Origin of the sequence: Paenibacillus sp. 1_12 (assembly GCF_900114475.1) — a bacterium.
In the GTDB taxonomy this organism is placed as follows: Bacteria; Bacillota; Bacilli; order Paenibacillales; family NBRC-103111; genus Paenibacillus_S.
The window spans coordinates 378,413-391,159 of record NZ_FOTE01000003.1 but is presented as its reverse complement, the minus strand read 5'-3'; the positions used below and the strand labels follow the sequence as shown (position 1 = coordinate 391,159).

Annotated in this window: 13 protein-coding genes and 1 tRNA gene; 2 read left to right on the top strand and 12 right to left on the bottom strand. The window is 41.0% G+C overall.

Annotated elements, in window-relative coordinates; translation table 11 throughout:
• Nucleotides 1-320: 320 nt before the first annotated feature.
• The 8 genes from BM210_RS09365 to BM210_RS09330 form a co-directional block, all read right to left on the bottom strand.
• Nucleotides 321-515 (bottom strand): helix-turn-helix domain-containing protein, encoded by a 195-nt coding sequence (locus BM210_RS09365; protein ID WP_143101031.1) that lies wholly within the window; start codon nucleotides 513-515, stop codon nucleotides 321-323.
• Between the two features lie 21 nt (nucleotides 516-536).
• Nucleotides 537-1,793, bottom strand: coding sequence for a sensor histidine kinase (locus BM210_RS09360; RefSeq protein WP_091167309.1), 1,257 nt, complete (start codon nucleotides 1,791-1,793; stop codon nucleotides 537-539).
• A 517-nt stretch (nucleotides 1,794-2,310) separates the two neighbouring features.
• Nucleotides 2,311-2,769, bottom strand: coding sequence for a hypothetical protein (locus BM210_RS09355; protein WP_091167308.1), 459 nt, complete (start codon nucleotides 2,767-2,769; stop codon nucleotides 2,311-2,313).
• A 480-nt stretch (nucleotides 2,770-3,249) separates the two neighbouring features.
• On the bottom strand, nucleotides 3,250-3,483 hold the full coding sequence (locus BM210_RS09350) for a hypothetical protein (RefSeq protein ID WP_091167306.1): 234 nt from the start codon (nucleotides 3,481-3,483) through the stop codon (nucleotides 3,250-3,252).
• Between the two features lie 13 nt (nucleotides 3,484-3,496).
• Nucleotides 3,497-4,243, bottom strand: coding sequence for a tyrosine-type recombinase/integrase (locus BM210_RS09345; protein WP_256223422.1), 747 nt, complete (start codon nucleotides 4,241-4,243; stop codon nucleotides 3,497-3,499).
• Between the two features lie 284 nt (nucleotides 4,244-4,527).
• Nucleotides 4,528-4,598: transfer RNA gene (locus BM210_RS09340), tRNA-Gly, on the bottom strand.
• Nucleotides 4,599-4,767: 169 nt separating this feature from the next.
• The gene (locus BM210_RS09335; protein ID WP_091167305.1) at nucleotides 4,768-5,232 is read right to left on the bottom strand and encodes a DUF6884 domain-containing protein; all 465 of its coding nucleotides are present in this window, start codon (nucleotides 5,230-5,232) and stop codon (nucleotides 4,768-4,770) included.
• Nucleotides 5,229-5,669 carry a hypothetical protein gene (locus tag BM210_RS09330; RefSeq protein WP_091167304.1) on the bottom strand — a complete coding sequence of 147 codons (441 nt, stop codon included), beginning with the start codon at nucleotides 5,667-5,669 and terminating at the stop codon, nucleotides 5,229-5,231. Before BM210_RS09330 ends, BM210_RS09335 begins: the two co-directional genes overlap by 4 nt.
• Nucleotides 5,670-5,778: 109 nt before the next feature.
• Here BM210_RS09330 and BM210_RS09325 point away from each other — a divergent pair, with 109 nt between their 5' ends.
• The gene (locus BM210_RS09325) at nucleotides 5,779-6,699 is read left to right on the top strand and encodes an aldo/keto reductase (protein ID WP_091167302.1); all 921 of its coding nucleotides are present in this window, start codon (nucleotides 5,779-5,781) and stop codon (nucleotides 6,697-6,699) included.
• A gap of 154 nt (nucleotides 6,700-6,853) precedes the next feature.
• The gene (locus tag BM210_RS09320; RefSeq protein ID WP_091167300.1) at nucleotides 6,854-8,041 is read left to right on the top strand and encodes an MFS transporter; all 1,188 of its coding nucleotides are present in this window, start codon (nucleotides 6,854-6,856) and stop codon (nucleotides 8,039-8,041) included.
• 88 nt (nucleotides 8,042-8,129) lie between these two features.
• Here BM210_RS09320 and BM210_RS09315 read toward each other — a convergent pair whose 3' ends face one another.
• The 4 genes from BM210_RS09315 to nikR all read right to left on the bottom strand — a co-directional run bounded on the left by BM210_RS09315 (nucleotide 8,130) and on the right by nikR (nucleotide 12,632).
• Nucleotides 8,130-9,881: a putative bifunctional diguanylate cyclase/phosphodiesterase gene (locus BM210_RS09315; RefSeq protein ID WP_091167299.1), complete on the bottom strand. Its 1,752-nt coding sequence runs from the start codon at nucleotides 9,879-9,881 to the stop codon at nucleotides 8,130-8,132.
• A 149-nt stretch (nucleotides 9,882-10,030) separates the two neighbouring features.
• Nucleotides 10,031-11,695 (bottom strand): copper resistance CopC/CopD family protein, encoded by a 1,665-nt coding sequence (locus tag BM210_RS09310; RefSeq protein ID WP_091167297.1) that lies wholly within the window; start codon nucleotides 11,693-11,695, stop codon nucleotides 10,031-10,033.
• A gap of 30 nt (nucleotides 11,696-11,725) precedes the next feature.
• Entirely contained in the window at nucleotides 11,726-12,130 is a 405-nt protein-coding gene (locus tag BM210_RS09305; RefSeq protein ID WP_091167296.1) for a DUF2203 domain-containing protein, read from the bottom strand.
• Nucleotides 12,131-12,149: 19 nt separating this feature from the next.
• Nucleotides 12,150-12,632 carry a nickel-responsive transcriptional regulator NikR gene (gene nikR, locus BM210_RS09300; protein ID WP_091167294.1) on the bottom strand — a complete coding sequence of 161 codons (483 nt, stop codon included), beginning with the start codon at nucleotides 12,630-12,632 and terminating at the stop codon, nucleotides 12,150-12,152.
• Between the last annotated feature and the right edge of the window lie 115 nt (nucleotides 12,633-12,747).

Genomic DNA, 12,747 nt, shown 5'->3' with positions numbered 1-12,747 from the left:
TATGTTCTTATCTCCCTTAATATTCAAAATGTAGTTATTTGCATTCTAGCAGTGAGTTTGTATGTTGGCAATTTAATATTTGCTTCATTAAATAGTCAAGGAAATCAGCTACATACTCTTGATACCACTTCATTTACTTTATTTTACTATCTTTGGTGGTGTATTACTTTGTTTGCTTATATATTTCAGTTATCTTTATCGTAAAGTATAGCATTGGTTGGGCTGTGTGAGTGTATTCCACAAAAATCTTCCTCCAATAAACTGTGATATTCTCGAACTATAGTGGTTTCAAATCACTGAGAGCCAATTAGATTATCGTGCTAACTCTTTGTTATTGCCCTGTATAAAGTCGCCCGTCTAACTCCTGTTAACTCCTCTATCTCTTTCACAGTATGTTTTTCAGCATTATACAACTTTAATGCCTGTTCCATCTTCTTCTGATCGCTGACAGGTCTTCCACCATTACGTCCTCTGGCTCTAGCGGCTTCAAACCCTGCAAGCGTTCTTTCGCTAATAGATAGATAATCCTCACTTGGTTATATTTTTAAGGGAAAGGAAATATCAAATACTGTTCCTTTTCCCAATTCGCTTTTCACATTGATTTTTCCCAACATACCTTTTATAAAGCTAAATGACACCATCATTCCAAGACCAGTACCTTTATCTTTGTTGGAAAAATATGGGACCCCCAGACGATTAATTTGGTCAATTGTCATACCAATTCCAGTATCGCTAATGGAGAGAATCACCTCATTGTTTCTCCTATAGGCTTCAATTTTAAGCACTCCGCTCTTACCTGCCATCGCTTCTATACCATTTTTAGCAATGTTAATAATGCTTTGCCTTAGCTTTTGTCGATCACCTAATACAAATAAATTAAAATCATGTTTTACCTCTATTTCTACTCCTGTAAGGTTTGCAAGGGATGTTAAAATATTGCAAACGTGTTGAATTTCCGTACCGATATCCAACTTTTCTTCAACTTGGGGTTGCGGCTTTGCTAATGATAGGTATTCATTAATAATTTGCTCAGCACGATCAATTTCTTCTAAACAAATTTCACCGTACATCTGTTTTTTTTCAGGATTTAATTCGGTTTGAGTCAGTAGTTGAATAAATCCTCTTACTGATGTAAGCGGATTCCTAATTTCATGTGCAACAGATGCAGAAATAACACTGGCAATGTTCATTTTTTCTGAAAATAATAATTCTTTTTTTAGTTCAGCGTTTCTTCTAATTGACTCAATAATGTATACAACTAAGCCCATGAATAAGCTTTGAACAATATAAAATATAAAAGCAGATCGTAGTCTGTAATCAGAATTAATCATCAGAATACTGGATATGCCAATTATTTTACAAACAAAAGATAGTATGGAGGATAGGAGAATTTTATGAATTAATCGAAACGAATGGTACTTTTTTGATAAAGCAATAATTACAATGAAAGATAAAGTGGAGGAGACTAAATTTAAATATGCGCCAGTACCGCCAATCATAAAACGAACACCAATAAGCGAGAAAAATAACAAGACAGAAGTTATGGAGTTACCATAAAAACACCCTAATATCAAGGGAATAATTCTTAGATCAAATATTAAGTCGTTTACTTCTACAGGAGGAAAGAACATACATAAAATCATTGGGGTGGCAAATAAAGAAAAAATGACGACATTTTTTGAAATTTTCCTCTCACTCATCTTTTCATGGACTGAAAATTGATAAAATATTAATGGGAACATGATAAAGAAAATATTAAGTAGAAAATTGCTTTTGTCGTAGTTAAATTCCATAGATTTGCACCACTTTTTGATTTTATATTTAAAAATGTTTTCTTTTATATGAAAACGATTCTCTCTTAATTTAGCTTGTAATAATTAATAATTATATCATATTGTTGTTATATTATGGATTAATTTGAATTTTTACGGGAGGACAAATATTCTATTGAGGTAAGTGTATGCCATCAAGAAAGTGAGGAAACTGATTATTTCATAGTAGCATTTTGAATAAAAACGCAAAAAACCACCTTATATCGCAAGAAATGTTACTCGACGAATAAGTCAGGAAAATACTCTGTGAAAACTGTAAGACGATACAGATTTCAAGTAAGTTTTTAATTTAACATTAGATAACTCCCAGATGATTGATATTACCCTTCTGGGGGTATCTTTTTATACGACTATAACGTGCTTTGATTAACCCATTCAAAGTGCTACATAATTAAGAGCCTTATCTGTGGTTCTAATCTGATAGGCTCAATTTTACGTTGTCTGGCATCGTACAGTTGATAAGAAGAATCTAGCTCGGCTACTCTAGCTTAGTTAATGTCAATGGTATATCTTCTATTATAAAGGGCTTTATGATTTCTTTCCCCCCTATATAAGTAAACGGTGTTGGCTCTATACCAAGTATGCCTTCTTTACATAAATCAATGTTACATTCATCTTCCCTAACTTGATAAATAACAGCTTTTTCATCAAACATTATAAGGATCTCATTCTCGGATTCTGTTATAGAAGCATTATGTTGAGGAGTATCTATATAACCAACGGTAGGTAGCTTGATTGTCTCTATTAGTGGTATTCCATTTAAGCTAATGTCAGTATTGTCGCGCGTGTTGATCAATTTGAACCCAACAATATTTTCTTGTATATCATACAGTAGAAAACACTTTACATCAGATACACACTTCCCAAGCTTTTCATGATTATCTTTGGATTTCAAATAGATGTACATCAGACTATTATCTTCAATTGTTATTTGCATGTAATCTCTCCTCATTTCGCACACATTTAACAGCACATGTAAATGATAAGTCTCAACATAATCAAAGATAATGATACCATATATTAGGAATCTATAGCTAAACATGCTTATGTGTAATCGGCAATTCCAGTTCAACAGGTAAAATAATGAGCCTATATATGTATCTTGTAATAGTCACCCATACGCTACTATATATTTATAGAGAATGGGTGACTGATGGAAGGTAAGAATAGAATCTTTAATAGTCGGCTTGGATTATTGATGGATATTTACTAAGATGTAGTAATTCAGCGAGATAAATGATTTCGACTGAATGCATTGTAGTTATGATATCCTCAATGGTCAGCAGATGAAGATCGGCTGTGCCGCGCTGATGAATCAACATCATTAAGGCAGAAACTACTTGCAGATAGGTCTTATTTTGAAAACTAAATCTTCTTCTTCGCAAACAAGCTATTCATATTTCTCCATTTGATTCCCTCATGCCATGTCTTCCTGTTCAAAGGATACCAGTATAGAATCCCTCTTCACTCTCAGACGCTCAATTTCGGCTCTGATAGCTTGTCTGCGTTCTGGTAATACAATCTCACTATGTTCTTTAACAAGCCGTAAATGGGCTTGTGTGATGGCTAAGAGTTTGTTAAATGACTCATCGTCCAATATCCACAATAAGCGATTGAGAGAAATGGCATTATCCAAAATTTCATTCGTCATATTCGCATCCATCCTACAACTTGATATCGTTCAACGGATTGAACTTATCATTTTGAGATTTTAATGCAGTACCAAACATACGAACATAGCGGTTCGTCATAGAAATATCCGAATGACGCAATAACCTTTGCAGAGTGAAAGCATCCATCCCATTCTGTATACATTTCACAGCAAATGATGTTATAAAAATATGCGCTGATAATCTCACATCTTTGAAATTTAATATCGATTTGAGCCGCTTAAACATGGTTTTGGCAGATTCTGTTCCAAGCTGAGTGTTCGTATGAGTCGGGAAAACATATGTAGAAAGTTCACCAAAATGCTGTTCACAATACACTCTAAACTCAGCAAGTTCTTTGTACAATTTTTCTGTTAGTGGAACAGATGAAAGTTCCCTCTTTTTCCCAATAATAGAAGCCGATCCATTTTTCAAATCAAGATCATTCCATTTAAGGGTAACCATTTCACCCAAGCGAACGCCTGTACCAAGCAGAAACACAATAATCAAATAGTCTCGATAGGAGTAGAAAGTTCTTTCCCTTTGCTTGTTTCTACGTAAGTAACCAAGCATTTGTTCAATGTGATGATCGCTGAATGGATGCAACACAATATCTTCTTTTGCATAGTTCACTTTCTTGCAGATATTTTGTTTTTCAGTAATGACCTCATTCTCTTGACACCAGTTAAAAAAGTTCTTTAATATACGAAGCTTGTTATTACGACTCGTTGCGTTATTGCCCTTTTCTTTTTGAAGTTCCATGAGAAATTTTTAACGGTCATCTGACTGATATCTTCTACATTCAAGATTTCATGTTTAAAGGCAAAATCATGAAACATAGATAGCACAGATTCGTAACCTTCAATGGTTTTTAAAGATAAATTCTTGTATTGTTTATCAGCGATAAAATCCTTTGTAGCAAATTTAATAAGCATAAGAAAAAGCACACCTCCCAATTGTATAGTGAACAATCAGTTAGTGTGCTTATTCGATGAAATCCGGTTTTAATGTGACCACTTAACAAAATTGAGTAAGTTTTTCGTGTAAGCGGGTGAAGGGAATCGAACCCTCGCCACCAGCTTGGGAAGCTGAAGTTCTGCCATTGAACTACACCCGCATGAACGGTATCCGCACATCAAAGTGTCGCGTTACCTGCTCATTGATTATAAAGCGTTTTATCGCGATTGTCCAGAAGGGATTGACTGCGACAGGAGCATTGAGATGCACCAAAAAAGCTCGTCTACACTGATCCCAAATGGGGTTCATGGTAGACGAGCTTCTTAAAGTCAAACGTATTTTTGTGATGAAGACGCCGCTAACAGCTCGTTGTTCAGCTTTTGCAGCATATAGCCTATCCCCTTACAGTCACTCAACGGATAAGTGACGCTGCAGCTTGGATCGTAGAGCTGACTCATGACGCGAGCGTGTTTTTTACCGCCGAGCATGACGATATCTTTGATGTGGTCAAGCCTTTTATCTACAAGCTGCTGCCGTAGTGAAGCAATACTTATTACGTCTGTGCTTTTGTGATTGAAGGCCAGATCGTAATTGGACGGTACGATATCTTCTGGCAGCAGAAAACCATGTTTGGCAGAAAGAATGACCCAATCGGTATAGAAGGACACTGCGTAGCGCTGGCAAGCCTTATGAAATGCACCTACGTAGGCATGCTTGGCTTGAGTCGGCCCAGCATCTGTGCGAATGTCCCAAATTTTCCTGGACCCACACGGTATGATGCATAATTGGGTCATGGCGCTGCAGTCTTTTGGGTTGGGGTGACGTACTCAGTAAACTTGTAAGACCCCACTTTCCAATCAACAGTAATTTTCTCCGTATCTTTCCATGAAGCTACCTTCGCTCTTTCACCAAGGGTAATAGCCTGTCCTCCTTTTAGCAGTTCAGGATAATCCACATGGTATGTTAAGGGAGATTGATCCTTATGGGTGATCGTTACCGTTGCTTCACTAATTTCATCTGTGGCTAAGTATTGGATCGAAGACACTTCCTCCAACGCATTTTCTTTAACCAAGTAATTCACGTTTACCTTCCAATGCTCTGATTGCCCTTGCAAAGTAGCAGGCTCCAGCGGAGCATTGGGTGCTGGTGTCTTGGAGTTGGAGGTGCAAGCTGTGAACATGGCAGCTGCAAGGGATAGGACTATAACGGGTACTAATAAACGGATGCGCATTTCTCTAATCTTCTCCTTGTGTGCTTTTTGTTTTATTATCTGCTTTTGACATCCTTTATGCAAATATCGTTTAATTAAAGCATTACCATAATTCGTGGAGGGATACATAATGAAATATCGTCAATTGGGTTCAACAAAGTTGAAAGTATCTGTAATAGGGGTTGGCACCTGGCAGCTTGGAGGGGAATGGGGTAAAAATTATACGCAGCAGGAAGCTGATGCTATTCTAGATCAGGCCAAGGAATCGGGCATTAATTTGATCGATACGGCAGAGTGCTACGGTGACCATACCTCGGAATCACTTATCGGGAGCTATGTGGAACGCGGACGCCGCGAGGACTGGGTGATTGCAACGAAGTTTGGCCACCAATTTCATGAGCATATGAACCGTTCCCAGCATTGGTCCCCGCAGGAGGTTATCTCCCAATTGGACGCGTCGCTTCGAGCGCTGCGTACAGATTATATCGATATATATCAATTCCATTCAGGTACAGATGAAGCCTTCGATCAAGACGAGCTATGGTCCTTGCTCCACAAGCAGGTAGATGCAGGTAAAATTCGTCATTTGGGTACCTCCATCGGCAGCAATGATAATGTATACCAGACAGAACGGTCAAATAAGGTCGGCTCCGAGGTGATTCAGGTCATTTATAATCGGCTGGACCGCAAACCTGAAGAGCGTGTGTTCCCTTCTTGTGTTGAGCAAAATCTTGGAGTCTTGGCTCGTGTTCCGCTTGCCAGCGGTTATTTGAGTGGAAAATACAAGCCAGGTGCGGTATTTGCCGACAATGACGTACGCAACGCTCATGATCGGGATCTAACGATAAGCAAGCTGGAGGAAGCCGAGCGAATCAGACAGCACGAAGTGCCAGAAGGCATGAATATGGCTACTTGGGCTTTGGCTTGGTGCCTGAAGCATCCTGCTGTTACTGCTGTCATACCTGGCTGCAAAAACGCGGAGCAGGTGATCTCCAATGCCGCAGCTGCCCAGTACCTATCCGACAATCACCCGCAAAGCTGGAAAGCCTGATTGTAACATCGTAAAGACAGAGTCAGATAATCCATGTTATTGAATAGCACCGTCCATGTAAAAGAAGCGCTGATCAAGGTATGCTAATCCGTGAACATACTTATAGGGCCAACTTCTGCCTCTGCCGCCCTGAACACGAAAGGTTTTGAAGCAGATGAAAGTATCGACTCGCATTTATTTGGATGCCGGATTGCAAAACATGAAAAGCGTATTTTTCTTCACCTTTCTTGGGGTGCTTATCGCCCGTCTGGGAGCTACTAATTTTCAAATTTCATTGTCGAATTCGCTTCCACCTCTGTTTTGCGCGCTTTCGCTAGCTTTTCTTACGCGACAGCTCCCATTAACCAGAGGTATTTTTTTGGCAAGTGGATATGTGCGTCAGGGTGCATTTTTGTGCATGGCTTTTTCTGTACTGCTCCCAAATCCGATTCCTTATTTGATGATTTTTTGGTCAATCAATGCGGTTTCCGTCATGATTAGCAGTGCTCAGCAGCCAGCCATTTTACGAAAATGGGTGGCACCGTCGGAATTTCCACGAATTTTTAGCAACAATAAAATTATCGGAATTATTATTGTGACTATAGGCAGCTTCACCGTTGGGCATTTCCTTGATATTTTCAACTGGATGTTCCCCAAAAACTATGTCATTTCCATGCTGATCGGCTGCTTTGCCACTTTTGCCGGAATGTCGCTTATTGCCGAGCTCGCCCCTCGAGAAAAAATGAAAATCAAATTGTCCAAGGTTCATCCTTTTCGAGAGTGCGACCGTAGAACCTTGTGGATGGGTCTTAATAATACGGGAGTCGCCATGGTAGCACCTTTATTCGTTATTTACCATGTCAATGTGCTCAAGCTCAGCAACGCACAAATCGCTTATTTCGTTGTAACGGCGGGGGTCGTCTCCACCTTGCTGCTTCCCGTTGCACGACGTTTGATGGATCGCTACGGAATTCTTAAGGTATATGGCGTTGCCGTTATTGGCATGGCACTTGCAATAGTACCTTATGGATTTATTCAATCGTTCTGGCTGCTGCTCATTATTCAGGGCTGGGTAGGTGTTTGTTTGGCTGTTCATGAAGTCTCTTCACAGACCATGATGATGAATGAAGCTGCACGGCACGACAAGGAGATGGCTTATTTCTCCGACTTTCAATTAGTCATGAATTTGGGAAATGGAATTGGGGCTTTGATGGCTGGTGTTCTAATCGCCTTTTTACCGATCTGGGGCTGCTTTATAAGCATAGCGATTATACGGATGCTTTTCTATCTGACTTATCGTTCTACACAGACAAGTGAGGTAAATGAGCAGCTTGCGCTGCCTAACGCATCAGCCAAGCTGTAGGGAGAATGTTACATGTAGACTTAGATATGGATATAAAAACACTTCAACTCCACGTCACTAGTGAGTTTGAAGTGTTTTTTAATTTCTCTTACACAAGACTTGGTGTAGAAATCGTCGGCATCATCTGAGTAAGCTCATGCGCAGGCAAGGGCCTGCTATAAATGTATCCCTGAATTTCTCTGCACTGGACACTCGTCAGGAATTCAAGCTGTTCATGTGTTTCTACGCCTTCTGCGATAACGTCCAGCTTCAGGCTGTGGGCCATAGCGATGATTGCCTGAACAATAGCCGCATTATCCGGATCAAAGGTGAGATCCCTCACAAACTCCTGAGCAATTTTCAGCTTATGTATCGGGAACTTCTTTAAATACGTTAATGAAGAATAACCTGTTCCAAAGTCATCTATCGAAATCTGAACACCATGGCTGCGCAATGTCTGCAGCTTATGTATGACTTGATCGACTTGGAACATTGCAATGCCTTCCGTAATCTCAAGCTCCAAATACTGCGGGTCCAAACCACTGTTCTCCAAAGCTTCCAGCACAACATCGACAAAGCTGGTTTGATGAAACTGGATAGGTGAAATGTTCACAGCCATCCTCATCGGTTCATAGCCTGCCTGCTGCCAAGCCACATTTTGCTTGCAAGCCGTACGCAACACCCATTCTCCGATTTGAATAATGAGTCCAGTTTCCTCTGCTAACGGTATGAAATCACTAGGAGGTATTAAGCCAAGATTGGGGTGCTTCCAGCGCAGCAGAGCCTCCATTCCTATGATTCGGTTATTATCAATGTTAATCTGGGGCTGATAGAACAGGGCAAATTGTTCTTCCTCGAACGCTTTATTCAACCATTCCTCCATGATCAAGGTTTGAATGACCGTATCGTTCATCTCTGCCGTATAACGTTGAAATCCGGTCTTTCCAAGCTCTTTGACCCGACACATCGCCGTATCCGCATTCTTCATCAACGTGACAGGATCACCCCCGTCATCAGGATATAACGCGATGCCGATGCTGCAGCCAATTCGCAGTTCATGCCCTTGCAGCTTAAAAGGCAGTGTTAACTGGGTTAGCAGCTTTTGAGCGATTTTGTGTGCATCCTCCACATTTGTTAATTCTTCGATGAGCACACAAAATTCGTCGCCACCTGGCCGTGAAATCTGATCGACCGAGCGCAAGCTGCTGCGTAGACGATCTGCCGCTTCAATAAGAAGCAGATCCCCAAAGACATGCCCGAAAGTATTATTTATATTTTTAAAACGGACCAGATCAATGAACAGAACAGCCAATAATTGATTGTTTTGTTTGTGACGTACAATCGTACTTTCTATGTGCTTCTCAAACATTTTTCTATTGGGCAAGCCTGTAAGCATGTCGTGATAAGCGAGGTAAAACAGCTTTGATTCTATCTTTTTCCGATGCCTCATATCGATAAGAGCAAATACAAGCAGCGGCAGCATGATTAAGAGCAGTCCTGAAATACCATATAATGCACCCTTATGTTTGTCCGCAAACGGAGTTATATGTTCGAAACCTTCCTCCATCAACTCTGCAGCAGCATAAAGCAGGATCAGCATAAGAATGAAATAAACGGGTTCCATTTCCCTTCGTCTGGCAATCACATAAACGAATGGAGCCACTATGAGCAGAACAAAGCCTGTCAGCAAATAATCCAACAAATCCAATTCCATTCCAAGTAAATAGCTGGATGAGATGATCACAGTATTCGTACAGACAGCAACCAACCATAAGCACAGCAAGAAGATAAATCCCATCCTTCGGCTTGTCCACATATTTATCTTTTCGGCTTCATTGGATGTAATCCTTTTATTGTTCATGATGTGCCTCAGCTTCCTTAAAGGAATATCCTCACTCCGTCTATATCCTCATTCTACCTTTTTCGATTAAATTCGACAATAGGAAGATAGACCAAAAGGCCTATTATCGATCTTCAAGATAGTAGGCCTTTAATATTACTTCCTGATGACTAAAATACACGTATTTCTTTTTCATATACCGTCTCATCATCGTTACTGTTCATAGCGCGCACTTCGAGTTTCCAATAACCTGCATACGGTAAATAAGCTCCACGTGACTTATACGTATATTGCTTCATTCCATAGGTTTCTTCCAACCCATTATTATTTTCGCTCAGCTTTAAAGGTACCTCAAGTGGTGCGATCTCAGGTGAACGCATATCCTGCAATTTCAACAAAACCTGCTTTGGCTTGCCAAGCTCTTCCGGTAGCCATATCTTCACCGTAAAATCGTTCACTCCAGGATTATTCGGCGAGATTTGTGCTGTCATATGAATCTTTTCACCCATCACATGCCAGCTTAGAGGCTCGTTTGTTGGCAACGGCGTTAAATAGGTGAATATACCGACAATCGCAACGATCAGCATCGCCAAGACGGCATCTATTTTAAGTAAGGAGCCAATCTTTGAATAACCGTTGCGTCTATGGTAAAAGCGAAGCAGCGAGCCGGTAACAATAACAAGCAGTACAAGCGCGCTTTTGAACAGCAGCAGCTTACCCCATTGCGTTTCAACCACATAGAATACATCCGGCAGCATAATAAATACCGAAAATACACCGGATATGACAAGTATAGCGAGACTTGCAAGTGCGACCCCTGAAACGCGTGGGAATAGGGCAATCGCTTCGTCTCTGCTCCGTTTCCACAACACCAGAAGCATCAGCAATCCCGCTATCCATAGCGATGCAGCAGCCAGATGAACGACATCCAGCAAAATGGTTTGATTCACAGGCTCAAAGGCAGCCGCGTGGCCGTTCAAGCTTTTGAAAAACCAAATGAAAACAACCCACAACAGATCGACCAATAAGCTGCGGAATAACACGACAAACCCGAGGAGTGACAGCACTAACGAGGCCATCCATACATATCCGATACTCGTATGGGTGAACAGCATAGCCAGAGCCTCTGAGCCTCCATCACCTACCATCGCAAACAAGTGTGTGAACATCATAAAAATAAAAGCAACGACAAAACCTCTTTGCAGCTGAAGTGTCCAGCCTTGAAGCGCCGAACTTGTATTTTCACCTTTTATTCCGCTAAAACGCAGCCACAGTACCCAACCGGTAAAAGCCAGCATAAAAGCATAATAAATGACTCTCGAGACAAAATGAATAATATCTGTAAATTTAACTCCAGTGGAAAGACCTTGATTATGTAAATGTTCATCCGTTGTACCCGCTTGTACATTGCTTAGAGTTTGCCCGACAGCGAACAAATAAGTCGAATCTACAGGATGACCATCCGAAGAAATTACATGGTAGCTAACCAAGTAATTGCCTTGCCCTAGCTTGGGCAGATCCAACGTCAGCTTTGTGCGTTCCAGATTGATTTGCGCCTTGTTGGCGGTAACCTGTTTTTTATTGGTATCCATAACTCTAATCCAGAACACGCCTTCTTCCAGACGTTCGTTAAAGATTAATGCGATTTGGGCAGGTGATTGATCTAGCTCCGCATTGGCTGGTGGGACGGACTCCAGCAAGCCGGCATGGGCTCCTACGTTTTGAGGTATTCCTAACAGCAGGGTAAACACAAACAAGCTGATAAGAAGCAGTCCTTTCCATCTTTGAACATACACCGCTTGCTTTCCCAGATCCTTTATCCATACGCTTAGCATGCTTCCAAATCCTCCTCGTGCAATCCCCGGTTAATCTTCGGCAAGCTTTTTTCTGCCTGCAAATCCATCATCCCTACCGTGATAATGCGTAATGCAGTCCTCTCCCTGCTTCCAACACAGCAATACCTCATGTCCGTTCAATATGGCAGGGAAATCAACCAGTCCACTGTCAATGTCCTTTAATTGCGCACCCTTTAATTCAAAGCTTTTCAATATGGTATTGCCTTCCATCTGTAAAAAGTCCATTTCGCATTCCAGTGTGAAAAATGGATCTCTGCCCGCAGGTGGCTGATGCTTGCGAAAGTAAGCCTTCAATAACTGGAGCTCATCGTTTTTTTCACGATATTTCTGTTTAATGCCTTGCAAAGTTTCGATTTCCAGTTTCACAAAAGGAATCAATGCATTAGCTTCTGCTAGTGTAAATAAAGTGGTCACAGGTTCATCCCCTTTACAATTAATTGTGATGATGTCCATCATGATCATGATCATGATGATGATGTCCATGTACAGCGGTATCCGACTCATCGACATGAGTTACTGATAGCTCAGCATAGCTTACACCCTTTAACACTTGGATACGCTGCTGCAAATCACGGAGCCGACTGACAATTCCTCTAACTACAATTACCTCAAGGCACTGATTATGATTCAGATGAATGTGCAAGTTTGAATTTATTTCTTGGTGATATTGATGCTGAAGATCGGTTAAAACCATAGGCAGATCGCTGACATGATGGTCGTATACCAAGACAATCGTTCCCGCAGCCATCTGTTCAGTCTGAATATGACCCGGAGCCAACAGCGCTCTGCGAACCAAATCACGAACAGCTTCCGAACGGTTATCGTATCCTTGGCTGACCAGCATGGCATCGAATTGTTCGATCAACGACTGCGGCATTGAAATGCCAAATCTGACGAGCGCTTCCTTCTCGTTCATATCTTTGTCTCCTTAGAGTATGGTAAATTCGTGCCGCTACACGGTCAAAGTATGATTCCGATTGCAGTTGTTCATGAACAATGACTACGCATAATATTACCCAAATACCGAGCTT

What these genes read in the sequence shown, in the direction of transcription:
- BM210_RS09360 (WP_091167309.1), bottom strand. Translation starts at nt 1,793, where the DNA reads ATGGAATTTAACTACGACAAAAGCAATTTTCTACTTAATATTTTCTTT.
- nikR (WP_091167294.1), bottom strand. Translation starts at nt 12,632, where the DNA reads ATGAACGAGAAGGAAGCGCTCGTCAGATTTGGCATTTCAATGCCGCAG.
- BM210_RS09350 (WP_091167306.1), bottom strand. Translation starts at nt 3,483, where the DNA reads ATGACGAATGAAATTTTGGATAATGCCATTTCTCTCAATCGCTTATTG.
- BM210_RS09310 (WP_091167297.1), bottom strand. Translation starts at nt 11,695, where the DNA reads ATGCTAAGCGTATGGATAAAGGATCTGGGAAAGCAAGCGGTGTATGTT.
- BM210_RS09355 (WP_091167308.1), bottom strand. Translation starts at nt 2,769, where the DNA reads ATGCAAATAACAATTGAAGATAATAGTCTGATGTACATCTATTTGAAA.
- BM210_RS09315 (WP_091167299.1), bottom strand. Translation starts at nt 9,881, where the DNA reads ATGAACAATAAAAGGATTACATCCAATGAAGCCGAAAAGATAAATATG.
- BM210_RS09345 (WP_256223422.1), bottom strand. Translation starts at nt 4,243, where the DNA reads ATGGAACTTCAAAAAGAAAAGGGCAATAACGCAACGAGTCGTAATAAC.
- BM210_RS09325 (WP_091167302.1), top strand. Translation starts at nt 5,779, where the DNA reads ATGAAATATCGTCAATTGGGTTCAACAAAGTTGAAAGTATCTGTAATA.
- BM210_RS09320 (WP_091167300.1), top strand. Translation starts at nt 6,854, where the DNA reads ATGAAAGTATCGACTCGCATTTATTTGGATGCCGGATTGCAAAACATG.
- BM210_RS09330 (WP_091167304.1), bottom strand. Translation starts at nt 5,669, where the DNA reads ATGCGCATCCGTTTATTAGTACCCGTTATAGTCCTATCCCTTGCAGCT.
- BM210_RS09335 (WP_091167305.1), bottom strand. Translation starts at nt 5,232, where the DNA reads ATGACCCAATTATGCATCATACCGTGTGGGTCCAGGAAAATTTGGGAC.